21 protein-coding genes are annotated in these 23,822 nt (G+C 67.1%); 8 read left to right on the top strand and 13 right to left on the bottom strand.

What is annotated here, in order from left to right; translation table 11 throughout:
- Positions 1-91 precede the first annotated feature (91 nt).
- From GL279_RS14740 to GL279_RS14720, 5 genes are all read left to right on the top strand, one after another.
- On the top strand, positions 92-2,155 hold the full coding sequence (locus GL279_RS14740) for a TonB-dependent receptor domain-containing protein (protein WP_155065407.1): 2,064 nt from the start codon (positions 92-94) through the stop codon (positions 2,153-2,155).
- Positions 2,156-2,272: 117 nt separating this feature from the next.
- On the top strand, positions 2,273-3,307 hold the full coding sequence (locus GL279_RS14735) for a siderophore-interacting protein (protein ID WP_155065406.1): 1,035 nt from the start codon (positions 2,273-2,275) through the stop codon (positions 3,305-3,307).
- Between the two features lie 152 nt (positions 3,308-3,459).
- On the top strand, positions 3,460-4,602 hold the full coding sequence (exbB, locus tag GL279_RS14730; protein WP_155065405.1) for a tonB-system energizer ExbB: 1,143 nt from the start codon (positions 3,460-3,462) through the stop codon (positions 4,600-4,602).
- 2 nt (positions 4,603-4,604) lie between these two features.
- Positions 4,605-5,093, top strand: coding sequence for a TonB system transport protein ExbD (gene exbD / locus GL279_RS14725; RefSeq protein ID WP_155065404.1), 489 nt, complete (start codon positions 4,605-4,607; stop codon positions 5,091-5,093).
- Positions 5,090-5,932 carry a TonB family protein gene (locus GL279_RS14720; protein WP_155065403.1) on the top strand — a complete coding sequence of 281 codons (843 nt, stop codon included), beginning with the start codon at positions 5,090-5,092 and terminating at the stop codon, positions 5,930-5,932. Before exbD ends, GL279_RS14720 begins: the two co-directional genes overlap by 4 nt.
- A 40-nt stretch (positions 5,933-5,972) precedes the next feature.
- On the opposite strand, the gene GL279_RS14715 is transcribed toward GL279_RS14720, so the two are convergent.
- Together GL279_RS14715 and GL279_RS14710 are read right to left on the bottom strand one after the other, a co-directional pair.
- Entirely contained in the window at positions 5,973-6,920 is a 948-nt protein-coding gene (locus GL279_RS14715; protein ID WP_155065402.1) for a hydrogen peroxide-inducible genes activator, read from the bottom strand.
- Positions 6,921-6,974: 54 nt separating this feature from the next.
- Positions 6,975-8,249 carry a hemolysin family protein gene (locus tag GL279_RS14710; RefSeq protein ID WP_155065401.1) on the bottom strand — a complete coding sequence of 425 codons (1,275 nt, stop codon included), beginning with the start codon at positions 8,247-8,249 and terminating at the stop codon, positions 6,975-6,977.
- A gap of 572 nt (positions 8,250-8,821) precedes the next feature.
- Between GL279_RS14710 and GL279_RS14705 the strand changes: the two genes are divergently transcribed.
- On the top strand, positions 8,822-9,973 hold the full coding sequence (locus GL279_RS14705) for a patatin-like phospholipase family protein (RefSeq protein ID WP_155065400.1): 1,152 nt from the start codon (positions 8,822-8,824) through the stop codon (positions 9,971-9,973).
- 11 nt (positions 9,974-9,984) lie between these two features.
- On the opposite strand, the gene GL279_RS14700 is transcribed toward GL279_RS14705, so the two are convergent.
- The 11 genes from GL279_RS14700 to hutI form a co-directional block, all read right to left on the bottom strand.
- The gene (locus GL279_RS14700) at positions 9,985-11,073 is read right to left on the bottom strand and encodes an acyltransferase family protein (protein WP_155065399.1); all 1,089 of its coding nucleotides are present in this window, start codon (positions 11,071-11,073) and stop codon (positions 9,985-9,987) included.
- A gap of 73 nt (positions 11,074-11,146) precedes the next feature.
- Positions 11,147-11,917 carry an amino acid ABC transporter ATP-binding protein gene (locus GL279_RS14695; RefSeq protein ID WP_155065398.1) on the bottom strand — a complete coding sequence of 257 codons (771 nt, stop codon included), beginning with the start codon at positions 11,915-11,917 and terminating at the stop codon, positions 11,147-11,149.
- 1 nt (position 11,918) lies between these two features.
- A complete protein-coding gene (locus GL279_RS14690) occupies positions 11,919-12,575 on the bottom strand; it encodes an amino acid ABC transporter permease (protein WP_155065397.1) in 657 nt (218 codons plus the stop codon).
- Positions 12,575-13,222 (bottom strand): amino acid ABC transporter permease, encoded by a 648-nt coding sequence (locus tag GL279_RS14685; protein ID WP_155065396.1) that lies wholly within the window; start codon positions 13,220-13,222, stop codon positions 12,575-12,577. The genes GL279_RS14690 and GL279_RS14685 overlap by 1 nt, the downstream gene beginning before the upstream one ends.
- 60 nt (positions 13,223-13,282) lie before the next feature.
- The gene (locus tag GL279_RS14680) at positions 13,283-14,092 is read right to left on the bottom strand and encodes a transporter substrate-binding domain-containing protein (protein WP_155065395.1); all 810 of its coding nucleotides are present in this window, start codon (positions 14,090-14,092) and stop codon (positions 13,283-13,285) included.
- A gap of 67 nt (positions 14,093-14,159) precedes the next feature.
- Positions 14,160-15,839 carry a urocanate hydratase gene (gene hutU / locus GL279_RS14675; protein WP_155065394.1) on the bottom strand — a complete coding sequence of 560 codons (1,680 nt, stop codon included), beginning with the start codon at positions 15,837-15,839 and terminating at the stop codon, positions 14,160-14,162.
- A gap of 12 nt (positions 15,840-15,851) precedes the next feature.
- Complete coding sequence (locus GL279_RS14670; protein ID WP_155065393.1) at positions 15,852-17,006, bottom strand: acyl-CoA dehydrogenase family protein; 1,155 nt, start codon at positions 17,004-17,006, stop codon at positions 15,852-15,854.
- Positions 17,003-18,136, bottom strand: coding sequence for a CaiB/BaiF CoA transferase family protein (locus GL279_RS14665; protein WP_155065392.1), 1,134 nt, complete (start codon positions 18,134-18,136; stop codon positions 17,003-17,005). Before GL279_RS14665 ends, GL279_RS14670 begins: the two co-directional genes overlap by 4 nt.
- Positions 18,133-18,924 (bottom strand): N-formylglutamate deformylase, encoded by a 792-nt coding sequence (gene hutG, locus GL279_RS14660; protein WP_155065391.1) that lies wholly within the window; start codon positions 18,922-18,924, stop codon positions 18,133-18,135. The genes GL279_RS14665 and hutG overlap by 4 nt, the downstream gene beginning before the upstream one ends.
- Positions 18,921-20,462: a histidine ammonia-lyase gene (hutH, locus tag GL279_RS14655; RefSeq protein WP_155065390.1), complete on the bottom strand. Its 1,542-nt coding sequence runs from the start codon at positions 20,460-20,462 to the stop codon at positions 18,921-18,923. Before hutH ends, hutG begins: the two co-directional genes overlap by 4 nt.
- Positions 20,455-21,657: an imidazolonepropionase gene (gene hutI, locus GL279_RS14650; RefSeq protein WP_155065389.1), complete on the bottom strand. Its 1,203-nt coding sequence runs from the start codon at positions 21,655-21,657 to the stop codon at positions 20,455-20,457. Before hutI ends, hutH begins: the two co-directional genes overlap by 8 nt.
- 96 nt (positions 21,658-21,753) lie before the next feature.
- Between hutI and GL279_RS14645 the strand changes: the two genes are divergently transcribed.
- Together GL279_RS14645 and GL279_RS14640 are read left to right on the top strand one after the other, a co-directional pair.
- Positions 21,754-23,112 carry a formimidoylglutamate deiminase gene (locus tag GL279_RS14645; protein WP_155065388.1) on the top strand — a complete coding sequence of 453 codons (1,359 nt, stop codon included), beginning with the start codon at positions 21,754-21,756 and terminating at the stop codon, positions 23,110-23,112.
- On the top strand, positions 23,109-23,810 hold the full coding sequence (locus GL279_RS14640) for a histidine utilization transcriptional repressor HutC (RefSeq protein ID WP_343039821.1): 702 nt from the start codon (positions 23,109-23,111) through the stop codon (positions 23,808-23,810). The genes GL279_RS14645 and GL279_RS14640 overlap by 4 nt, the downstream gene beginning before the upstream one ends.
- The last annotated feature ends 12 nt before the right edge of the window (positions 23,811-23,822 follow it).

Below are 23,822 nucleotides of genomic sequence, written 5' to 3'. Positions count from 1 at the left end.
TTTAGTCAGAAAATATAACGCAGCGCAAGTCGCCAGCCCCGTGGCCAGCTTTCGCAACCCGAAAATCCACTCCGAACAGCCACGGGAACCCATGTCACGTCACTCTCTGAACGTCGCGCTGCTTGCCGGCTCGACCTGCCTGACGGCATTTGCCGCTGCCTTTGTCCTTGCCGCGCCGGTGCTGGCCCAAGACAGCGCCACGGCAAAGACGCCCTTTACGCTCGACCCGCTGGTGCTGCGCGCCGGCCAGCCGAAAGTCGCCTCCGAGGTGCCGCAATCGGTCAGCGTGGTCGACGCGGCGCAGCTTGATGACATCGCGCCGGTGCATATCGGCGAGGTGCTGGCCACCGTGCCGGGTGTCGCCGGCGTCGGCTCGGGCAGCTTCTTTGGTCAGGGCTTCAACATCCGCGGCTTTGGCTCGTCCAGCGCGGCGGCGGCCGAAGCCGGCATCGTGCAGATGATCGACGGCGAAGAGAAATATTACGAATCCTATCGGCAGGGCGCGCTGTTCGTCGAGCCGGACTTCCTGCGTCAGGTCGAGGTGCTGCGCGGTCCCGGCGCGTCCACGCTTTATGGTGCCGGCGCGCTGGGTGGCGTGATCGCGATGGAGACCATCGAGGCGAGCGACCTGCTGAAACCCGGGCAAACCTTCGGCGGCCGCGCGAAACTGGGCTATGCCAGCAACCCCGAGACATGGCTGGGCAGCGTCGCTCTGGGATGGCGGCCGACCGAGGATTTCGAGGCGCTGGCGGCATTCGCCTGGCGCAAGCTGGGCGATACCGAGGATGCGGACGGCAAGACCACCGTGCGCTCGAACTCAAAGACGCCGAACCTGCTGCTGAAAGCGAAAAAGACCTTCGGCGACCAATATGTCGCCTTTTCCTATCAGCATCTGGAAGCCAAGGGCCGGGATCAGGATTACAACCAGCTTGAGGGTGCACAAGTCGGCGTGTTCTATCCCGGCTTCCCCGGCTGGGGCGTCGGCGACATCACCACGCGCGACCAGACCGCAAAGCTGGTCTGGGGCTGGAACCCGGCCGAAAACCGCTATGTCGATCTGACCGCGACGCTGTCCTATACCAATACCATGAAGAACATCGAGCAGGGCGACAACCCGGCCGAGCCGATCATGCCGTCGCTTTTGGGCGAGCGCCAATACAAGCTGTGGAAGTTCAAGCTGGCCAATACCGCCGATCTGTCCGGCGAGGGCTATCAGCACCTCCTGACCACCGGCGTCGAGATGCTGAAACAGGACCGCGCCAATACCGCGCCTTCGTCCAGCCATCCCGAGGGTTTTACCCGCGCCTGGGGCGCCTATGCGCAATCCGAACTGACGTGGCAGCGGCTGAGCGTAACCACCGGGCTGCGCTATGAACGCCAGCGCACCGAACCCAAGGATACGCTGGGCTTTGCCTCTGACCGGCGCGATTTCGAATCGATCGAGCCTCAGGTGGCGGCGCTTTATCGCCTGAACGAGCAGTGGTCGGTGTTTGGCTCGGTCGCCTTTGTCCAGCGCATGCCGACGGTGGACGAGCTTTACGACGGCGCGATGGCCGCCGCGCCGAACCCGGACCTGAAGGACGAAAAGGGCAAGAACATCGAAATCGGCACCTCGTATCGCGCCACCGGCCTTTTGGCGGGCGATGACGAGGCGGTGCTGAAGCTGACGCTGTTTCGCAACCATATCGACGACATGATCGCCCGCTCGGGACCGGGGCCGGACGCCTATTACACCAATATCGCGCGCGCCTATCTGCGCGGCGGCGAGCTGGAGGGCAGTTATGCCATCGGCGCCTGGGAACTGGGCGCCGCCGTCTCGGTGGTGAACGGCGTCAATCAGGACGGCACCGATCTGGACACGCTGCCCAACAACCGCGTGACGCTGAGCGCGATCTGGCAGGCCAATGACGCCTGGCGTCTGGGCGCGCGCAGCACGCTGGCCGCTGGCCGGGACAAGCCCGATGGCTCGCGCCGCGCCGGTTATGGCGTGCATGACATCTTTGCCACCTGGACCGGCCAAAGCGGCATGGCCGAGGGGCTGGAGGTGCATGTCGGCGTCGATAACCTGTTTGACCGCGATTACACCCCGGCCACATGGCTGACCGGGCCGGCTCCGGGCCGGAATATCAAGCTCTCGGTCTCGCGCAGCTTCTAGGCGGCGGGATTCACTTGCCCGCCCGGCCATCTCGTGCCGGGCGGGTCTTTTATTCCGGCGGTTGCGGCGCAGGCCCGCAACCGCCATCCTTGTTCCGGTTCCAACAAGGCCAGCCCGATGCGCACCACCCCCCTTCCCGAATTTCAGGCCGAGGCCATGCTGCCCGCCACCGATTTCGCCCCGGTCGAGACGCTGCTGCGCGCCATGGCCCGCGCGCAGGGGCTGGAGCTGCACGAAGGCCATGGCCGCTCGGTCTGGTGTGTGCTGGATCAGGGCGAATTCGGCGCCAAGAAACGGGGCGAGAACGTGCTGGTCTTTGCCCGTGCACACCGGCCCGGCGATCTGCCCGGCCTGCAGGACCGGATCACGCAAGAGCTGGCCGTGATCGCGCCCGAGCGGGTGGAGGAGATGCGCTGGCCCTCGCCCGCCGATGCCGGCAAGCCGCCGACGAATTTCGGGCTGGTCCGGGTGGGGACCACCCAGCGTATCGCCCGCGATTTCCTGCGATTGCGGCTGCATGGCGCGGATCTGGACCGGCTGGCCCATGCGGATTCGATGCATTTCCGGCTGGTCCTGCCGCCCCAGGGCGATGCTGCCCCCGAATGGCCCCGGATGGGCGCGAATGGCCAGACCCTCTGGCCCTCGGGGGCCAAGACGCTGCATCGGCCGGTCTATACCGTGCGCGCCATCGACGCCGCAGCCGGCTGGCTCGATACCGACATCTTCCTGCATCCCGGCGGGCGGGTGACGGATTGGGCGCTGTCGGCACCGGCGGGCCAAAAGGTTGGCCTGTCGGGTCCCAGCGGCGGCGGCGTGCCCTTCCGGTCCCGCCTGCTGCTGGCTGGCGACGAAACCGCCTATCCCGCCATGGCGCGAATCATCGCCGCCCGCCCCGATGCGCAGGGACAGGTCTGGCTTCTGGGCGCCTCGGGTGATTACCCGTTTCCCGACAGTCCGGGCCTGATGCGGCAGCATTTGCCGGGCGGCGCCCCGGCGCTGACGGCGCGGCTGCGCGATGACCCGCCGCCTGCCGATGCCTTTCTGTGGATGGCGGCGGAAAAGGCCGCGATCGGGGCGCTGCGCGAGCTGATCTTTGATCAGATCGGCCATGACAAGCACCAGACGCATCTCGCCGCCTATTGGTCGGCCTGAGCCCGGACAAATCCGGCCCTAATAGTTGACAATTTTACCATGGTGTTCGATACCCGGCCCCGACACCCGCAGGCCAGCGGCCGGGAGCGCCGTATTCGCCCCTCCCGAAGCCAGAAGCGGACGGACCCATGCCGAAGATACGAAGGATCGCAATGAGCCACTCGTCGCTACCGCGCCGCAGCGCGGGCCCCGCCCTTATGCTGGCCTGCATCATGCTGACCGCCCCCGTGCTGGCACAAGAGACTGCCGCCCCCGCAGCGGGCACCGCCCCGACCGAGGCGGCGGGGGCAGGGGTTCCCGCGCCTGCTCCGGCAGTTCCGGCCCCCGCCGCGCCCGGCCCCGAGGCTGCTGCGACGACCCAAGACCCGGCGCCGGTGGCAGCCGCGCCGCAAACCCCTGCCCCCGCCGCCTCGGCCGCAAATGATCCGGCGGCCTCGCCCGGCAATGCCGTACCGGTCGAGACCGTGCCAAGCCCGCAACCGGCGCCCGTGGCAGAGCCGAAACCCGCCGCCGAACCGGCGCGGGACAGCATCCTGCCGCAGGTGATCCAGGACGCGCTGGCGCCGCTCGCGCCGCAGGAACGCGATCCCAACCTGCCCCATGACCTGTCGCCGATCGGCATGTTCTGGGCCGCCGATATCGTGGTCAAGGCGGTGATGCTGGGCCTGCTCTTTGCCTCGGTGGTGACCTGGACCGTGCTGGTGGCCAAGCTCTTGGAGCTGGCCGGGGCGACGAAACGGGTGAAATCGGGCATCCACCGCGCCGAAAGCGCCACCAGCCTTGCCGCGGCGCTCAACAGCGCCGGCAATCGCCGCGACCCGGTCTCGCGCATGTTCCGCGCCGCGGCCAGCGAATACAACCGCTCGCTGCCGGCGCTGGCGGTGGCGGGCGACAGCGGCGTGAAAGAGCGTGTGGACAGCCATCTGGACCGGATCGAGGCCGTGGCCAGCCGCCGCATCGGGCGCGGCACCGGGGTTCTTGCCACCATCGGCTCGACCGCGCCCTTCGTCGGGCTGTTCGGGACGGTCTGGGGGATCATGAACGCCTTTATCGGCATCTCGCAATCACAGACCACCAACCTTGCCGTGGTCGCGCCGGGCATCGCCGAGGCGCTGCTGGCCACCGCCATCGGTCTGGTCGCCGCCATCCCGGCCGTGGTGATCTACAACGTCTTTGCCCGCGCCATCACCGGCTACCGGCTGCAACTGGCCAATGCCAGCGCCGGGGTGCGGCGGCTGGTCAGCCGTGATCTCGATTTCCGCGATCTCGGCACCACCTCCCGCCGGGAGGCCTGAGCATGGCCGGCGGCATCAAGGAATCGGCGGGCGACGATCTGGCCGAAAACCACGAGATCAACGTCACCCCCTTCATCGACGTGATGCTGGTGCTGCTGATCATCTTCATGGTCGCGGCGCCGCTGGCCACGGTCGATGTCAACATCGACCTGCCGGTGTCGAACGCCACCCCGGCGCAGCGGCCCGACCAGCCGGTCTATGTCACGATCAAGCCCGACCTGACGCTGGCGATCGGCAATGAGGACGTGGCCGCCGACGGGCTGGCGGCGGCGCTGGCCGGGGCCACCGGCAATGACCGCGAACAGCGGGTGTTCCTGCGCGCCGACAAGGCGGTGGCCTATGGCGATCTGATGGAGGTGATGAACCGCCTGCGTCAGGCCGGCTATCTCAAGATTGCGCTGGTCGGGCTGGAAACCACCGCCGCCGTGCCCGCGCCCGATCCGGCCGCCGCACCGGCACCTGCCGCCGCCGGCGGGGCGGCCCAGCCATGAGCCCGCGCTCTGCCATACTGCGCGATGGCGCGCTGTGGGGGTCGGCGGCGCTGGTGGTGCTGGCGGCGCATCTGGGCGGCGCGCTGTGGCTGCTGCACCGGGCCGAGGCGGCCCTGCCCCCCGGCATGCCCGAGCCGGTCTTTGTCGAGCTGGCGCCCCTCCCCGAGGCCGCGGCCCCTCCGGACGAGGCCGAGACGCCCGAGATTCAGGAGGCCGCGCCGGAACCCCAGCCCGAGCCGGAACCGGAGCCCGAACCCCAGCCCGATTTCGCCATGGACACGCCCCTGCCCGAGCTTGAGCCGCTGCCCGACATGAATTCGCTGTTCCCGCCGCCACCCGAGGCGGTGGTGCTGCAGAAATCCGAACGCCCCAAGGACCGCCCGAAACCCCGCGAGCCTGACCCCGAACCCCAGCCCAAGCTCGTCAAGAAAGAGCCGCCGCAGCCGAAAAAGGAAAAGGCCCCCGAAGAGCAGCAGGCCCGCAAGGCCAGCACCACGGTGCGCGGGCAGGCCTCGGACCGCTCGGCAGCGCCGACGCAGGGCGCGCGGGTCTCGCCCCGGCAAGAGGCGAGCTGGCAGAGCAAGCTGCAGGCCGCCGTAGCGCGGCACATGAACCACACCCGGATTCCGGGCGCGCGCCGCGGCGATGTGCGGGTGACGGTGGCCTTTACCGTGACCGGCAGCGGCGGCGTCACCGGGGCGCGGCTGGTCGGCTCGACCGGCGACAGCCAGCGGGACGCGGCGCTGAACCGGCAGATCAGCCGGCTGAACCGTCTGCCGCCGCATCCTTCCGGCACCGCCACGCCCATCGCCTTGCCGGTGCTGATCCAGCAACGGTGATCTGCATGCCGGCGCCCCTTGCGCGCCGGCCTTTCGCATATCAGCCCCGACCGGCCACGGCGGGTGCGCCGCCCAGCGGCTCGACATCCAGCAGCGGCGCCAGTTCACGGATCACCCCGGCCAGAGCGCGGGCATCGCTGCCGGCCTCGGCATTGCGGCGCCAGACCACGGCCAGATCGCGCGACGGCGCCGGCTCGGCAAAGGGCAGGATGCGCAACCGGCCATCGCGGTTCTCGTCGGCCATGGCCAGTCGCGGGATCAGCGTCATCCCCATGCCACTTGACACCATCCGCATCAGCGTCGCCAGTGAGGCCGCTTCAAGGTTCAGCTTGCGGCGCGGGCCGCGCAGGCCACAGACCTCCAGCGCCTGATCGCGCAGGCAATGCCCGTCGGCCAGCAACAGCAGCCGTTCGGTCGCCAGACTCTCGGGGCGGCAGGGCCCGGCCAGATAGGTGTCGTCATCCTCGGAGGTGGCGATCAGAAAGGGATCGCGCAGCACCGGCAGCGCCTCGATGGCGGCATGGCCGACCGGCAGGGCCATGACCCCCGCGTCGAAACGGCGCTCCTCGATCCCGGCCAGCAGCTCGTCGGTCACCACCTCATGCAGCGACAGATCCAGCGCCGGATGGCTGACCCGCAGTGCCGGCACCAGATGCGGGATCAGATAGGGCGCGACGGTGGGGATGATCGCCAGCCGCATCCGCCCCGCCAAAGGCTCGCGCCCGGAACGCGCCAAGGTCTGCAAGCGCTGCGCGGCATCCATCAGCTCTTGCGCGGCAGGCAGCAGCCGTTCGCCAAGGCCCGTCAGCCGCACCGGCCCGGCCCCGGCGCCCCGCTCGAACAAGGCGCCGCCCAGCCGCGCCTCGATCTGGGCGATCTGGCTGGACAGACCCGGCTGCGAGACATGGCAGCTTTCGGCGGCGCGGCCGAAATTGCGCAGCCGCGCCACGGCAAGGAAATAGGTGATCTGGCGCAGGGTAAAGTTCATAACGGCAACTTATCACGCCAGCCGCTGGACAAAAGCCCCGATGATGGCGCCGGCTCAGCGCGCCTCGCGCTGGACCAAGAGCTTGTCGATGCGGCGGCCGTCCAGATCCACCACCTCGATGCGCCAGCCGCCCCAGGTCACGCTGTCGCCGACCTGTGGCAACAGCCCGGCCAGATCCAGCACCAGCCCGGCCACGGTGGAATAGTCGTGATCCTCGGCCAGCGGCACGCCCAGCTTGTCGGCGAATTCATCGACCGGCATCCAGCCGGCAACCAGCAGGCTGCCATCCTCGCGCTCGACGATCTTGGGCTCGTCATCGTCGACCCCGGCGAATTCGCCGGTGATCGCCTCCAGCACGTCCATCGGCGTCACCACGCCCTCGAAATGGCCGTATTCGTCATAGACCAGCAGCATCTGCCCGGGCGCCACGCGCAGGCGGGCGATGACCTCGGGGGCGTCCATGGTCTCGGGGATGATCGGCGCGGGCTTCATCAGCGCGCGGATGTCGAAGTTCTGTGCGTTGACGGCGATGAGGTCGGCGCTGGCAACGACGCCGATCAGGTCGTTTTCATCGCCATTGCTGACCGGCAGCCGGGTGCGGTGGCTGTCCTTGAACTTATGCGCGACCGCGGCATAGCTGTCACCGACATCCACCGCCACGATGTCGCGGCGCGGCGTCATCAGCCCGCGCGCACTGCGGTCGGCGATGCGCATGACGCCGGCGATCATCTCGGTCTCGGCGCGGTGGATCACGCCGGCATTCTCGGCCTCGGCGATCACCAGACGGATTTCCTCGTCCGAGATGCTGGGATTGTCGTCGCCGGTCTGGCGCAAGAGCGACAGCACCAGCTTGCCCGAACGGTCCAGAAGCCAGACCAGCGGCGCCCCCACCCGCGAGATGCTGCGCATCAGCGGTGCGACGCGCGCAGCCACCCCTTCGGGCTGGCGCAGCGCGATCTGTTTGGGCACCAGCTCGCCCAGAATCAGCGACAGATAGGTAATCGCCACGACCACGCCGCCCATGCCAAGCGGATCGGCCAGCCCCTGCGGCACACCCCAGCCCGGCAGCGCCGCCGCCAGACGCGCGCCCAGCGTGGCGCCGGAAAACGCCCCCGACAACACGCCAACCAGCGTGATGCCGATCTGGACCGAGCTGAGAAAGCGGCCCGGATCCTCGGCCAGACGCATGGCCGTTTCGGCGCCGTGGTCACCCCGGTCGGCCAGCACCTTCAGCCGCGCCGGGCGCGACGAGACGATGGCCAGCTCGGACATGGCCAAAAGGCCATTCACCAGGGTCAGAAGGACGACGATCGCGATTTCGATCCACATGGGCGGGGCTCAATTCCGGTGAAGATGCAGCGGGGCCATATCCCGGCACGCCGCGACTGGCGCGGAGCAAGCAGGCCGCGCGAAAAGGACCGGCGCGCAGGATCTGCGCCCGGCCGTGACTGCCCGACCCTTGCGCGGCCGGGAGATAGGGGAATGGTCCGGTCCGCAGCCATGAGGGCGCAGACCGGGCGCCATGCCCGTCGAAATGCAGGGGGGCGCACCTTGCGGTGCGTTCGGCCGGGCTCGGGCCTGGCGCGCCCTGTCCGTCAGGAGGGGCGCTGTTTCGACCTGGCCCGGCCCGCATCGTCGCGGCGGCTCGGCGTGGTCGGCTATCTCGTCGATCATCAAGGGGACGGCGGCCATTGTCGCAATACTCGATCAATCCCTACAGCAAGCCGGCGCGAGAAACAACCGCACGACCGCCATCGGGCGCGATTGCCGCAATGCGGCATGATGCAAAGCTGCAGATGACGTAACGGAACGTGCAATTATATTGCGTGCAGACAGATGGAAAATCCCCGCCGCCGCTCATAGCCTGCGCTGCAATACTGAATGCAAGGGTATGATTCATCATGGACAGGCTGGCAAAGGTTCCCGAAAAGATCGTCCTCGTGCTGCAGGGTGGCGGCGCGCTGGGGGCCTTTCAGGCCGGGGCCTATGAGGCGCTGTGCAAGGCCGGGCAAGAACCGGAATGGCTGGCCGGGATCTCGATCGGCTCGATCAATGCGGCGCTGATCGCGGGCAATCCGCCCGGCCGCCGCCTGCAGGCGCTGCGCGCCTTCTGGGAGGGGATCACCCGCGCGCCATGGCTGTCGGGCACCCTGCTTGAGGGCGGGCCGATGCCGGGGCGGGTGCGTTCGATGTTCAACGAGGGCCGCGCCGCCGCCTCGACCATGTTCGGCGTGCCCGGGTTTTTCCGGCCGCGCATGCCCGACCTGATGTCGCTGTTTCCCGGCATGATGCGCCAGACCAGCTGGTATGACACCGGCCCGCTGCGCGAGACGCTGCTGCGGCTGGTCGATTTCGACTATCTCAACGACGAGGGGCCGCGCCTGACCGTCGGCGCCGTGGATGTGCAGACCGGCAATTTCCAGGTCTTTGACAACCGCGAGACCCGGATCGGCCCCGAGCACATCATGGCCTCGGGCGCGCTGCCGCCGGGCTTTCCCGCCGTCGAGATCGACGGGCGGGAATATTGGGACGGCGGGCTGGTATCGAATTCGCCGCTGCAGGTGGTGCTTTCGGCGCCGTCGAACCGGCCGCTCTGCATCTATCAGGTCGATCTTTACCAGTCGCGCGGGCCGATGCCGCGCACCATGGCCGAGGTCGATCAGCGCGAGAAAGAGATCCGCTTTTCCAGCCGCACCCGGCTGAACACCGACGATTTCCGCGCCCGCCACGCCATCTCGCGCGCGGCGCGGCGGCTGCGCGCCAAGCTGCCGGCGGATCTGCAACAGGACGACGATCTGGTGACGCTGATCAACGGCGGCTCGACCCATCCGGTCAGTCTGATGCACATGATCTATCGCCATGCCGATTACGAAAGCGGGTCCAAGGATTACGAATTCTCGCGCCTGTCGATGCTGGACCATTGGCGCGCCGGGCTGCATGACGCCGAGCAGTCGCTGAATGACAACCGCTGGACCACCCGCGTCGTCCCCGAGGACGGGCTGTTCATCTTTGACCTGCATGCCCCCGACGGGCATGAGGCCGAGATGGAATAGACCCCCAAAGATCAGACCAGCGCCGCCGGGACCGCCTTGTCGGCGTCCCGGTCCCCAGCCAGCAGGCGCCGGCGCAGCCAGCCCGTCACCCGGCCCTCCAGCAGGCGGGCGCTGATCCATGCGATCAGCAGGCAGGGCGGCAACGTGGCCAACAGAAAGAACGGCTGGCTCCAGTTCCCCAGCGTGGCGGACAGATGCAGCTTGTGCATCACGCTTTTGCAGGTGCCCAGCACCAGCGGGTGCCAGATATACAGGCTGTAACTGATCGTCCCCAGCCATAGCAGCGGCCGCGATTGCAGCAGTTGCGACAACATCCCCCGGCCCTGCGCCAGCCCGTTGATCGCCGCCGTCGCCGCCAGAAAAGCCAGCGGCCCGGTCAGCCAGTGGAATGCCCGGCCCCATTGATAAACCGGGTCGATATGCGGCGAGGTGTCGTTCGAGGTCGCCTGCCACAGCCCCAGAAAGGCGATCAGGCACAAGCCCGGCGCCCGCGACAGGTGGCGCAGCGGGCTTTGCTCGGCCAGCCCGGTAGCGACCAGCACGCCCGCCAGAAAGAACAGCGCGCGCGGCGCAAAGACGCAATAGCTCAGCCCGACCAGCAGCGCGAGCCATGTCAGATCCAGCGCCCGTCGCCGGCCCAGAAGCACCGCGAATCCCAAGAGGTAAAAGGCGAATTCATAGCTGAGCGTCCATGCCACGCCATAGATCACCGGCACCGGCAGCACCGGTCCCAGCGCAAGGAAATTGCCGATGACGATGCCCAGACTGGCCAGCGGCCCCTGCCCGTCGAAGGTGGTGTCGCCCGCCAGCAGCATCGCCGGGATCGCAACAGGCAGCACCGCCCAAAGCACCGGATAGATCCGCGTCGCCCGATCACCGATGAAGGCCAGCGGCGAGCGTGCCCGCGCCATGGTGCCGACGATGACGAAACCGCTGATGGCAAAGAACAGCTCGACGCCGAATTTCAGCGCGCCGAAGCCCTGCTGCACAAGCGAAGGCACCGGCAGGGCCGGCAGCCCCGAATTGTGGACATGGAACAGGACGACCGCCAGTGCAAAGACACCGCGCGCGCCGTGAATAGGCCATGAAAAGCCTGCCACTGGTGAACCTCATGCGGATGCAACCGCGGCAGGCTAACACGGGCCGGGCCAGTCTCAAACCGTTCGGTTCGGTTTAGAACGCATTCCGTTCGCGATAGGTGCGCAGGAAATTCCAGATCCGCTCGTCCTTGGGGGCGTGGAAGATGCCTTGCGGGCTGTCCACCGCGACCAGTTCGCCCTTTTCCATGAAGGCGACCTGATCGGCGACATGGGCGGCAAAGCCCATCTCATGCGTCACCACCACCATGGTCATGCCTTCGCTGGCCAGCGTTTTCATGACGTTCAGCACCTCGCCCACCAGTTCGGGGTCGAGCGCGCTGGTCGGTTCATCGAACAGCATCAGCTGCGGTTCCATGGCGATGGCGCGGGCGATGGCCACGCGCTGCTGCTGGCCGCCGGACAGGCGCGCGGGGTGGTTGCCGGTCTTGTCGGCCAGCCCGACCTTGCGCAGCGCGTCAGTGGCGCGGGCCTCGGCCTCGGATTTCGGCAGGCCGCGCACACGGATCAGCCCCTCGGCCACGTTCTGCAGCGCGGTCATATGCGGCCACAGGTTGAACTGCTGGAACACCATGCCGACGCCGCGCCGCATCTGGCGCAGCTTCTTGCCCGACATTTTCCGGCCCGGCGCGTCATAGCCCATCAGCTTGCCGTCGATGCGCACCTCGCCCGAGTCGTATTCCTCAAGGAAGTTGATGCAGCGCAAGAGCGTCGACTTGCCCGAGCCCGAGGGCCCGATCAGGCAGGTCACCTTGCCCGGCGGTATGGACAGATCGACATCCTTGAGCGCGTGAAACGGGCCGTAGAACTTGTTGACCTTGCTGATTTCGACAGAGGATGCCTGCATCTCAGGTCCTTTCGATCAGATGTTGGGTAATGCGCGCCTCAAGCCTGCGGCCAAGGCGGCTGATGGTTTCGACCAGCGCCCAGAAGAACAGCGCCAGCACCAGATTCGCCTCGACATAGCGGAAGGTCTCGGCCGACATGCGGCTGACCTGATACATCAGCTCGGGCACGGTGATGATCGACAGGATCACGGTTTCCTTGGTCAGAATGATCGAGAAGTTGACCAGCGCCGGCAGCGCCGAAACCAGACCCAGGGGCAAAAGGATGCGGCGGATGATCGTCGGCTCGGTCATGCCGATGGCGCGGGCGGCCTCGATCTGGCCATGGGCAACGGCGCGAAAGCCCGAGCGGAAGATCTCGGCGAAATAGGGGCTGCCATAGATGGTCAGGCCCAGCAGGCCCGCCGGCAGCGCGTCCAGCCGCAGCCCGATCAGCGGGCCGCCGTAATACAGCACGAACAGCTGCACCAGAAAGGGCGTGCCCCGGATCACCTCGATATAGATCTGGATCAGCCAGCGCACCGGGCGCGGCGCGTAACGCTGGATCAGGGCGATGACCAGCCCCAGCGCCATGCCGAAGATGGTGCCAAGGATCCAGCAGATGACGGTGATGCCGAAACCGCGCAGCAGGGCGGGGCCGTATTGTGAAACCAGATCCATCACACGGCCGTCCTGTGTTCAAGATAACGCCCCAGCGCCGCAAGGCACAGGTTGATCGCCAGATAGATGCAGGCCGCCGCGATATAGACTTCGAGCGGGCGGAAGGTGGTCGCGGCCTGCGCCTGACTGGCGCGGGTGATTTCCAGAATGCCCACGACCGAGACCAGCGAGCTGGCCTTGACCAGCAGGATCAGTTCATTCACCAGCGCCGGCAGCGACATGGAAAAGGCCTGCGGCAGGATGATGCGGATCCAGGTGTCGCGCGGGCTCATGCCGATGGCACGGGCGGCCTCGGCCTGCCCGCGCGGCAGGGCGGCGATGGCGCCGCGCCAGATCTCGCTGATATAGGCGCTGGCACAGACACCGACGCAGATCACCGCCGCCGCCGTCGGCGCGACATCCAGCCCGATCACCGGCAGCGCATAGTAAAAGACCAGAAGCTGCACCAGCAGCGGCACACCGCGCAGGAAGCTGACCCAGAGCCCGCCAAAGCCCCGAAGCAACCGCGACCCCGACAGCCGTGCCGCGCAGATCAGCGTGCCGATCACCAGCCCCAAGAGGATGCCCAGAACCGAGATCAGCAGGGTATATTGCGCCGCCCACATGAGCGGCTGAAAGCTTTCCAGAAAGACGGGGATTGAGAACATGCGCCTCGTCCTGAAGGCATCGGGAATGCGGGCGGGGTCGGCCCCCGCCCGGCGGGCGACTTACTTCGCGGGAACTTCGCGCGGCAGCTCGGTATAGGTGCCCAGCCATTTCTCCTGAATCGCCTTGACGCGGCCGTCATCGGTCATCTTCAGCAGGGCGTCGTTGATCGCCTTGTCAAAGCCCTCGCTGTCGGCATGCTTGCGCAGCACCCAGGCGAAATATTTCGGCTCGCCGAATTTCGCCGGCTCGAACATGGCAAAGGTCTCGGGGCGGCTTTTCACCAGATAGGTCAGGTTCGGCAGCGAGCCGGCGACCGCGTCCAGACGGCCGGCGGCCAGATCGGCATAGGCCTCGTCGGTGGTGCCGTATTCCTTGATGGTGACGCCGCCCAGCTTTTCGCCAAAGGCTTCCAGCTGCTTGAACTGCGCGGTGCCCTGCTGGACGCCGACGGTCTTGCCCTTGATGTCCTCGGGCTTTTTCAGGTCGCTGCCGGCGGCCTTGACCAGCGCTACGGTCGCATCGGCGATCGGCAGGGTAAAGGTGTAACGCTCCAGCCGCTCGGGGGTGATGGTCACCGGGGCGATGACGATGTCGAATTTCTTGACCTCGAGGCCCGGCAGTTCGGCGGTCCAGGGAATGTCCTGATAGACCGGCGTCACGCCGATTTCCTTCGACACTTCGTCGAACAGATCCTTGGTCATGCCCTCATAGGTGCCGTTCACCAGCATGTCGAAGGGGGCATAGTGCATGTCGGTCGCCGTGACGATCTTGCCGGCCGCCTTGATGTCGGCCAGCTGATCGGCATGGGCCGCCGTGCCAAGGGCCAGCAGGCTGATCGCCGCCGCTTTCAGGGTCATTTGGAAGGTCATGTCGTTACTCCTAGTTGGACGGGATTAAGGCGCGGTCCCGGTGCGTTGCGTCACCGCGCCCCTTGGATCAGAGAATGCCCGGCAGATTCAAGCCGTGCTCACGCGCGCAGTCCAGCGCGATCTGATAGCCCGCGTCGGCGTGACGCATCACGCCGGTCGCGGGGTCGTTCCACAGCACGCGGGCCAGCCGCCGGTCGGCATCTTCGCTGCCATCGCAGCAGATGACCATGCCGGAATGCTGCGAAAAGCCCATGCCGACGCCGCCGCCGTGATGCAGGCTGACCCAAGTGGCACCTGACGCCGTATTCAGCAGCGCGTTCAACAGCGGCCAGTCCGACACCGCGTCCGAGCCGTCCTGCATCGCCTCGGTTTCCCGGTTGGGGCTGGCGACGCTGCCGCTGTCCAGATGGTCGCGGCCGATGACGACCGGGGCCTTCAGCTCGCCATTGCGGACCATTTCGTTGATGGCCAAACCCGCGCGGTGGCGATCCCCCAAACCGATCCACATGATCCGCGCCGGCAGGCCCTGGAACGCGATCCGCTCCTGCGCCATGTCCAGCCAGTTGTGCAGATGATGGTTGTCGGGGAACAGCTCCTTCATCTTGGCATCGGTTTTATAGATGTCCTCGGGATCGCCCGACAGCGCCGCCCAGCGGAACGGGCCGATGCCGCGGCAGAACAGCGGGCGGATATAGGCGGGCACGAAACCGGGGAAGGCAAAGGCGCGCTCGAACCCCTCCTCCAGCGCCATCTGGCGGATGTTGTTGCCATAATCGACGGTGGGGATGCCGGCATCGGCGAAGGCCACCATCGCCTCGACCTGCTTGCGCATGGATTTCTTCGCGGCTGCGGCGACGCCTTTGGGGTCGCTCTCCTGTTTCGCGCGCCATTCGGCCACGCTCCAGCCCTCGGGCAGATAGCCGTGCACCGGGTCATGCGCGCTGGTCTGGTCGGTGACGATGTCGGGGCGCAGGCCGCCGTCGTTCATGCGGCGCAGGATTTCCGGGAACACCTCGGCGGCATTGCCGATCAGGGCCACGGATTTCGCCTCACCGGCCTTGGTCCAGCGCTCGATCATCGCCAGCGCCTCGTCAAGGCTGTGGGTCTTTTCATCGACATAGCGGGTGCGCAGGCGGAAATCGGCGCGGGTTTCGTCGCATTCGACGGCCAGACAGCAGGCCCCAGCCATCACGGCGGCCAATGGCTGGGCGCCGCCCATGCCGCCAAGCCCGCCGGTCAGCACCCATTTGCCCTTCAGGTCGCCGTCATAATGCTGGCGGCCTGCCTCGACAAAGGTTTCATAGGTGCCCTGAACGATGCCCTGCGTGCCGATATAGATCCACGATCCGGCGGTCATCTGGCCGTACATCGCCAGACCCTTTTTATCCAATTCGTTGAAATGGTCCCAGTTCGCCCAATGCGGCACAAGGTTCGAGTTGGCGATCAGCACGCGCGGCGCGTCCTTGTGGGTCTTGAAGACGCCGACCGGCTTGCCGGACTGGACCATCAGAGTCTCGTCCTCTTCCAACTTTTTAAGGCTGTCGACGATCAGGTCGAAATCCTTCCAGGTGCGGGCGGCGCGGCCGATGCCGCCATAGACCACCAGCTCATGCGGGTTCTCGGCCACGTCGGGATGCAGGTTGTTCATCAGCATCCGCATCGGCGCCTCGGTCAGCCAGCTTTTCGCGGTGATCTCAGTGCCGGTCGCGGGATAGATGTCGCGGGTGTTGTGACGCGGATTGTCCATGATGCTCTCCGTTCAGGCCAGCATATTGCCGGAAATGATGATGCGTTGGATCTCGCTGGATCCTTCGTAGATCCGCATGATGCGCAGATCGCGGTTGATGCGTTCGACGGGGAAATCGCGGGTATAGCCATAGCCGCCATGCAGCTGCAGCGCCGTATCGGCGATCTTGCCCGCCGCCTCGCTGGCGGCCAGCTTGGCCATGCTGGCGGCCAGAGAAAAGCGCCCGCCATGGTCATGCGCGTGCTGGCGCTGGCGCGCGGCGTCCTGCGAAAGCAGCAGCGCCTGACGATAGGCCAGCCCCATATCGGCGATCATCCAGCGGATGCCCTGCCGGTCGGTCAAAGCCTCGCCGCCGATGATGCGGTCTTTCGCATAGGCGATGGCCGCATCCATGGCTGCCTTGGCCAGCCCCAGACATTGCGCCGCCACCTCGATCCGGCCATTGTCCAGAACCTGCATGGCGGTGCGAAAGCCTTTGCCCTCATCACCCAGCAGCGCGTCAGCGGGCAGCTGGCAATCAAGGTTCAATGTGAACACATGACCGCCCTTCAGGCCCATGGTGCGTTCCGGCGCGCCCGGCTCAAGCCCCGGCGTGCCTTTCGGCAGGATAAAGGCCGAGATGCCGCGATGGCCCTTGTCGGGATCGGTCACCGCATAAAGCACGATGAAATCCGCCACCCCGCCGTTCGAGATGAAGCATTTCGTGCCCTTCAGGTGCCAGCCGTCCGGCGTCCGGCGGGCGCGGGTCTTCATGTCGGCGGGGTCAGAGCCGGCAGTCGGCTCGGTCAGGGCGAATGCGCCCAGCGCCGCGCCCGTCGCGGCCTTGGGCAGCCAGAGCTGTTTCTGCGCCTCGGACCCGCCGATCAGGATCGAATCCGTCGCCAGATAATGCGCCGTCAGCGCCGAGGCCGTGGACCCGCAGGCCCCCGCCACGATCGCCACCGCATTCAGCAGCGCCGGCGCAGAGATGCCCGAGCCGCCATATTCCTCGGGCAGGTTCGCGCCCAGCATCCCGGCCTCGGCCAGCGTGGCCAGCTGATCATGGACAAAGGACGCGCGCTCATCGGTTTCGGCGGCCTTGGGCGCGATCTGCTCGGCGCAGATGCGGGTCAGCACGTTGCAGAACAGCCGTTCTTCCTCGGCCAGCATGTGCCAGTCGTCGCTCATGCGGTTTCCTCCAATCCGAATGCACGCAGGATGGCGGCGCGGTCGCCGCCCAGCGCCGGGGCCGGGGTTCCGGCCAAGGGCTTTTCGCCGTCAAAACGCACCGGCTGGCCGACGACCGGGGTTGCCCCCAGCAGGCTGACCAGACCGCGCGCCCGGGCATGGTCGCTGTCTGCGGCCTGTGCAATATCCCAGATGGGCGCGGCGGGCAGGCCGACACCAGCCAAGGCCGCGACGGCCTCTTCCGTAGTGAGGCCCTTCGACCATGCCTCAATCAGTGCCTTCACGGCGGGTTCGTGTTCGGTGCGGCTCTCATCGCTGGCGAAACGCGGATCGCTGGCCGCCTCGGGCGCGCCGATCAGCCCCGCCAGCGCGGCAAATTGCTTGCCCGAAAGCACCGCGATCACCACCTGTCCGTCGCTGGTGGCAAAGCAGCCAAAGGGCGTCGACAGGGGATGGCGGTTGCCCACCCGCTGCGGCAGTTTGCCCGCATAAAGATGCAGCGCGTGGCTGGTCGTCAGCATGGAAAACAGCGCGTCATACATCGCCACATCCAGCGTCGCCCCCTGCCCCGAGGCATTGCGCCCGACCAGCGCCGCCATGATCGACCAGCTGGCAAACAGCCCCGCGATCAGATCGGCGACGCTTTCCCCGGTTTTCAGCGGGGCGCCGCCTTCCTCGCCGGTCCCGGCCATCAGACCCGACATGGCCTGCACGACCAGATCATAGGCCGGCAGATCACGGAACGGCCCCTGCTGCCCAAAGCCCGAGATCGAGCAATAGATCAGCCCCGGGTTCGCCGCGCGCAGATCCTCGGCGCCAAGGCCCAGCCGCGCCGCGACACCGGGGCGGAAGTTTTCCACCACCACATCCACCTGCGCCGCGATCCCCTTGGCCAGCGCCAGATCGGCGGGGTCTTTCAAATCCAGGACAAGGCTTTGCTTGCCCCGGTTGTTCAACGTGAACAGCGCGCTTTCGCCATCCTTGAACGGGCCGATATGGCGGTAATCGTCGCCCGAAGGCGGCTCCAGCTTGATGATCTCGGCGCCCAGATCGGCCAGCAGCGCCGTGCAATACGGCCCCGCCAGCACCCGCGACAGGTCAAGAACCCTGATCCCGGCCAGCGGCTTCATGCCCGCAGCTCCGGCGCCAGCGCAGCCAGCCGCGTCAGGATTTCGCGCAGCGGCGCGCGCATCGCCTCGGCCTTCGCCTCGTCATAGGCAAAGGGCGGGGTCTCGCTCGCCAGATGCGTCGATTGCGCCAGCTCCATCTGGATGGCGTGCACATTGTCCTGCGGCTGGCCGTAATGGCGCGTGGTCCAGCCGCCCTTGAAGCGGCCATTCACCACATGGGTCCGGCCGGTCGCGGCTGCGACCTCCTGCGTGGCGGCCTCGATGGCCGGCGCGCAGGACGCCCCCGAATTGGTGCCGATGTTGAAGTCGGGCAGCGTGCCCTCGAACAGGAACGGGATATGGCTACGGATCGAGTGGCAATCATACAGGATTGCCACGCCATGTTTCGCCTTCACCCGCGCAATCTCGGCCGCCAGCGCCGTATGATAGGGCGCGTGGAACTGCGCCTTGCGGGCGGCGATATCGGCCTCGGTCGGCTCAGTGTCCCAGATCGGCACTCCGTCGAAATCGGTCAGCGGCACCAGCCCGGTGGTGTTCTGGCCGGGATAGAGGCTCGCATCATCCGGCCCGCGATTGGCGTCGATGACATAGCGGTGAAACGTTGCCCGCACCGTCGTCGCGCCGGGCAAAAGCCCGTCATAAAGCCGCTCGATATGCCAGTCCGTGTCGGCCAGAACCCGACCCCGGTCATTCAGTGCCGCCGTGATATGGGCGGGCAGCCACGTCCCGGTATGCGGCAGGCCCAGAATGACCGGGCTGTCGCCTTGCACCACCTCGACAGGGATCATGCCACCACCTCCGACAGCAGATCGGCCGGCACGGCGGCCACCAGCGTGCCGTCGTGGAGCAGCCGCGCCGCCTCGGCCAGATCGGGGGCCATGTAGCGGTCTTGCGCCAGCGCCGGGATGGTGGCGCGCAGCGTCGCGATCACGGCCTGCAACACGGGCGAGGTCTTCAGCGGCGCGCGGAACTCAACCCCCGCGCTGGCGCACAAGGCCTCGATCCCCAGGATATGGGCAAGGTTCGCGTTCATGCGTTTCAGGCGGCGCGCGCCATGCGCAGCCATGCTGACATGATCTTCCTGATTGGCGCTGGTGGGCGTCGAGTCAGTCGAACAGGGGTTCGCCAGATGCTTGTTTTCGCTCATCAGTGCCGCGCTCGTCACCTCGGCGATCATCAGCCCCGAGTTCAACCCCGGATCGGGCGTCAGGAAGGGCGGCAGGTCATGCGACAACGCCGGGTCGACCATCAGCGCGATGCGGCGCTGGGAAATCGCGCCGATCTCGGCAATGGCCAGCGCGATCTGGTCGGCGGCAAAGGCCACCGGCTCGGCATGGAAGTTCCCGCCCGAGACAATCGCGTCCACCTCGGTCAGCACCAGCGGATTGTCGGTCGCGGCATTGGCCTCGATCTCCAGCGTGCGGGCGACCTGGTTCAGCAGGTCGATGCATGCGCCGGTCACCTGCGGCTGGCAGCGGATGCAATAGGGATCCTGCACGCGGGTATCGCCGGTCCGGTGGCTTTCGCGGATTTCCGATCCGTCCATCAGCGCCCGCATGCTGCGGGCAGCGACGATCTGGCCGCGATGGCCGCGCAGGGTGTGGATCTGGTCCAGAAACGGCGCGGTCGAGCCCATGATCGCATCGGTCGACAGCGACGAGGTGACCAGCGCCGCCCGCGCCGAACGGAAGGCATCGAAGAGCCCCGCCAGCGCGAAAGCGGTCGAGACCTGCGTGCCGTTGATCAGCGCCAGACCTTCCTTGGCGGCCAGCACCACGGGCGACAGACCGGCCTCGGCCAGCGCCTCTGCCGAAGCCATCTCGCGGCCCTGATAGACGGCGCGCCCCTCGCCCAGCATGGCGGCGGCCATATGCGCCAGCGGCGCCAGATCGCCCGACGCACCCACCGAGCCCTGCGACGGGATCACCGGCAGCACGCCTTTCGCCAGCATCGCCTCGATCAGCGCGATCACTTCCGGACGCACGCCCGAGGCGCCACGGCCCAAGGACAACAGCTTCAGCACCATGATCAGGCGCACGGTTTCCGGCTCGACCGGCTCACCCACGCCGCAGCAATGCGACAGGATCAGGTTCCTTTGCAGCGTGGCCGTATCCTTGGCCGCGATCTTGATCGAGGCAAGTTTGCCAAAGCCGGTGTTCACGCCATAGACCGGCACATCGCCATTGGCGGCGGCCGCGATGCGGGCGGCGGATGCGGCGATGCCGGGCCGCGCGCTGTCGGCCAGCCGCACGGCCAGCCCCTCGCGCCAGACACGTTCCAGCTGGGCAAGCGTGGTCTCGCCGGGGGTCAGGATCAGTTCAGACAAAATCGCCTCCGAAGATGCGGGAGTGAAGCGGGTTGAAGCCGATGCGATAGGTCAGCTCGGCCGGGTGCCGGACGTCCCAGATCGCCAGATCGGCGCGCAGGTCCGGGGCGATCACGCCCCGGTCGGTCAGGCCAAGCGCGCGGGCGGCATGGCGGGTGACGCCGGCCAGACATTCGCTGGGGGTCAGGCGGAACAGCGTCGCGCCCATGTTCATCGTCAGCAAAAGCGAGGTCAGCGGCGAGGTGCCGGGGTTGCAATCGGTGGCCAGCGCGATCGGCACGCCAGCGTCGCGCAGCGCCTGCACCGGCGGCAACTTGGTCTCGCGCAGCGTATAGAAGGCGCCGGGTAGCAGCACCGCGACGGTGCCGGATGCGGCCATGGCCTCCACGCCATCCTGCCCCAGCCATTCCAGATGGTCGGCAGAAATCGCGCCATGCTCGGCAGCCATCGCCGCGCCATGCAGGTCGGACAGCTGCTCGGCATGCAGTTTCACCGGCAGGCCAAGGCGGCCGGCGTGGTCAAAGATCGCGGCCATTTCCTCGCGCGAAAAGGCGATGCCCTCGCAAAAACCGTCGACCGCGTCGATCAGATCCTCGGTATGGCCGGCATCCATTCCGGCGATGACCACGCCGCGGATATAGCCCGCGCGATCATCGCGATATTCCGGCGGCAGGGCATGGGCGGCCAGCCATGTCGTGCGCACGGTGATGTCGCGGCGCGCCTCGATCAGCCGGGCCACGCGCAGCATCTTCAACTCGTCGGCGACGGTCAGGCCATAGCCCGACTTGATCTCGATGGTGGTCACGCCCTCGGCGATCAGGTGATCGACGCGCGGCAGGGCTGCGGCCAGCAGCGCGGCCTCATCTGCCGCGCGGGTGGCATTCACGCTGGACAGGATGCCGCCGCCGGCGCGGGCGATTTCCTCATAGCTGGCGCCCTCCAGCCGCATCTCGAATTCGCGGGCGCGGTCGCCGCCAAAGACGATATGGGTGTGGCAGTCGATCAGCCCCGGCGTCACCAGCCGCCCGCCCAGATCCTGCCGCACCGCGCCGGCATAGCGCGCGGGCAGATCGGCCTCGGGCCCGACCCAGCTGATCCGGCTGTCCTCGATCACCAGCGCGCCCTGCCCGATTTCCCCGTAACCACCCGATTCATCGGCCATGGTCGCGATTCTGGCATTGCTGAGAAGCTGCATCGGTTCTGGTCCCGGATTGATTTCTCGATGGTTCTATGTCTAAACTTAATTCATCTCTATGTCTAAACTTATTTTCGCTTGAAAAAGGGCGGCGCGATGGAAAAGATCTGGGCAGAACGGGCCTTGCTGCCTGACGGATGGGCAGAGAATGTCTGCGTGACCGTGGATCAGGGCCGAATCACCGGCGTCGAAACCGGCGTGACCGGCGGGGCCGGCGTCGGGCTGTTGCTGCCGGCGATGGCCAACCTGCACAGCCACGCCTTTCAGCGCGCCATGGCGGGCCTGTCCGAAGCGCGCGGCCCCGAACCGCGCGATACCTTCTGGACTTGGCGCCAGATCATGTATCGTTTCCTTGACCACCTGACGCCCGAGGATGTCGAGGCCATCGCAAGCCTCGTGCAGATGGAGATGCTGGAGGCAGGTTACGCCACCAATGTCGAATTCCACTACCTGCACCACCGCCCCGGCGGCGGGCATTACGACAATATCGCAGAAATGGCCGCGCGCATCGCCGCTGCCGCCCGGCGCACCGGCATCGGACTGACCCTGCTGCCGGTGCATTACCAGTTCGGCGGCGTGGACCGCCGGGCATTGGCGCCCGGCCAGAACCGCTTTGGCACCACGCCCGAGGAATTCGCCCGGCTGGTCGAGGGCTCCGAGGCCGCGCTGCGTGACCTGCCCACCGACGCGGGTATCGGCATCGCCCCGCACAGCTTGCGCGCCGTCTCACCCGAGGGGCTGGCGGCCTGCGTGGCCCTGCGCCCCGATCGCCCGCTGCATATGCATCTGGCCGAGCAGATCCCCGAGATCGAGGAAATCAGCGCCGCCTATGGCCGCCGTCCGGTCGAATGGCTGTTGGACAATCACCAGCCCGACCGGCGCTGGACGCTGATCCACCTGACCCATATGACCGAGGACGAGACCCGCCGCCTTGCCGCCACCGGCGCCGTCGCGGGCCTGTGCCCGATCACCGAATCCAGCCTTGGCGACGGCATCTTCAACGGCACGATCTGGGCCGGCGCCGGCGGGCGCTACGGCTTTGGCTCGGACAGCAATATCCGCATCTCGCTGACCGAGGAATTGCGGACGCTGGAATACAGCCAGCGCCTGCGCGATCGCGGCCGGGCGATCCTTGCCACGACTGATCGCTCGACCGGCCGCGTCATCCTTGACGCCGGCCTCGATGGCGGCGCCACGGCGGCGGGGCGCGCGACCGGGGCGATCCGCGCCGGGCTCTGGGCCGATCTGGTCGGCATCGACACCGCAAACCCGGTCATGGCCGGACGCAAAGGCGACCAGATGCTCGACAGCCTGATCTTTGCCGGCCATGACGGGCTGGTCACCGACACATGGGCGGCAGGCCGCCATGTCGTGAAAGGCGGCAGACATATGGACCGCGAGGCGATCATATCCGATTATCTGGCCACCATCCGTCGGCTACAGGATCGCATGTGATCGAAAAACCAGCCAGCAAGGCGCAAGCCATCACCAGCGAGGTGCGCCGCCGCATCGTCGATCGCGAATGGCGTCAGGGCGACCGCATCCCCGATGAGGCCGAGCTGGCCGTCGAATTCGGCGTCGCCCGCGCCACGGTGAACAAGGCGCTGCAATTGCTGGCCGAAGAGGGGCTTTTGGACCGCAAGCGCCGCGCCGGCACCCATGTCACGGTGAACCCGGCGCGCAAGACCACGCTGACCATCCCCATCGTGCGCGAGCAGGTCGAAGGCGCGGGCATGGAATACAGCCACCGGGTCGTGGCGCAAAAGCTCAGCCCCCTGCCCGCCGACATCGCCGCCCGCATGGCCCTGACCGAGGGCGCGGCCCTGATCCATCTGCGCACCGTGCATTACGGTGACAGCCGCCCGTTTCAGGTCGAGGACCGCTGGATCAACCCCGAGGCCGCCCCCGGCGCCGAGCTGATCGATTTCCAGCGCATCAATGCCAACGAATGGCTGGTGCGCAACTTTCCATGGTTGCGCAACGACATGGCGTTTTCGGCCGAAAACGCTAATGCCCGCGATGCCCGGCTGCTGGAAACGCGCCAGGGCGCGGCGCTGCTGGTCCTGCAACGCACCACCTTCAACGACCTTGGCGCCATCACCTCGGTCCGGCTGGCCTTTCATCCCGGTTACCAGATGCTTGCCACGCCCTGAGCCAGATTTTCG

The sequence above is a fragment of the Paracoccus limosus genome (genome assembly GCF_009711185.1).
In the GTDB taxonomy this organism is placed as follows: Bacteria; Pseudomonadota; Alphaproteobacteria; order Rhodobacterales; family Rhodobacteraceae; genus Paracoccus; species Paracoccus limosus.
This window is presented reverse-complemented; position numbering and strand designations above follow the sequence as displayed.

Bases quoted from the DNA above. Each gene is read 5' to 3' on its own strand.
- GL279_RS14705 (WP_155065400.1), top strand. From the start codon at position 8,822: ATGGACAGGCTGGCAAAGGTTCCCGAAAAGATCGTCCTCGTGCTGCAG.
- GL279_RS14740 (WP_155065407.1), top strand. From the start codon at position 92: ATGTCACGTCACTCTCTGAACGTCGCGCTGCTTGCCGGCTCGACCTGC.
- hutI (WP_155065389.1), bottom strand. From the start codon at position 21,657: ATGCAGCTTCTCAGCAATGCCAGAATCGCGACCATGGCCGATGAATCG.
- hutG (WP_155065391.1), bottom strand. From the start codon at position 18,924: ATGATCCCTGTCGAGGTGGTGCAAGGCGACAGCCCGGTCATTCTGGGC.
- exbD (WP_155065404.1), top strand. From the start codon at position 4,605: ATGGCCGGCGGCATCAAGGAATCGGCGGGCGACGATCTGGCCGAAAAC.
- GL279_RS14695 (WP_155065398.1), bottom strand. From the start codon at position 11,917: ATGCAGGCATCCTCTGTCGAAATCAGCAAGGTCAACAAGTTCTACGGC.
- exbB (WP_155065405.1), top strand. From the start codon at position 3,460: ATGAGCCACTCGTCGCTACCGCGCCGCAGCGCGGGCCCCGCCCTTATG.
- GL279_RS14715 (WP_155065402.1), bottom strand. From the start codon at position 6,920: ATGAACTTTACCCTGCGCCAGATCACCTATTTCCTTGCCGTGGCGCGG.
- GL279_RS14665 (WP_155065392.1), bottom strand. From the start codon at position 18,136: ATGAAGCCGCTGGCCGGGATCAGGGTTCTTGACCTGTCGCGGGTGCTG.
- GL279_RS14685 (WP_155065396.1), bottom strand. From the start codon at position 13,222: ATGTTCTCAATCCCCGTCTTTCTGGAAAGCTTTCAGCCGCTCATGTGG.
- GL279_RS14645 (WP_155065388.1), top strand. From the start codon at position 21,754: ATGGAAAAGATCTGGGCAGAACGGGCCTTGCTGCCTGACGGATGGGCA.
- GL279_RS14680 (WP_155065395.1), bottom strand. From the start codon at position 14,092: ATGACCTTCCAAATGACCCTGAAAGCGGCGGCGATCAGCCTGCTGGCC.
- GL279_RS14720 (WP_155065403.1), top strand. From the start codon at position 5,090: ATGAGCCCGCGCTCTGCCATACTGCGCGATGGCGCGCTGTGGGGGTCG.
- GL279_RS14735 (WP_155065406.1), top strand. From the start codon at position 2,273: ATGCGCACCACCCCCCTTCCCGAATTTCAGGCCGAGGCCATGCTGCCC.
- GL279_RS14670 (WP_155065393.1), bottom strand. From the start codon at position 17,006: ATGAGCGACGACTGGCACATGCTGGCCGAGGAAGAACGGCTGTTCTGC.
- GL279_RS14690 (WP_155065397.1), bottom strand. From the start codon at position 12,575: ATGGATCTGGTTTCACAATACGGCCCCGCCCTGCTGCGCGGTTTCGGC.
- GL279_RS14710 (WP_155065401.1), bottom strand. From the start codon at position 8,249: ATGTGGATCGAAATCGCGATCGTCGTCCTTCTGACCCTGGTGAATGGC.
- hutU (WP_155065394.1), bottom strand. From the start codon at position 15,839: ATGGACAATCCGCGTCACAACACCCGCGACATCTATCCCGCGACCGGC.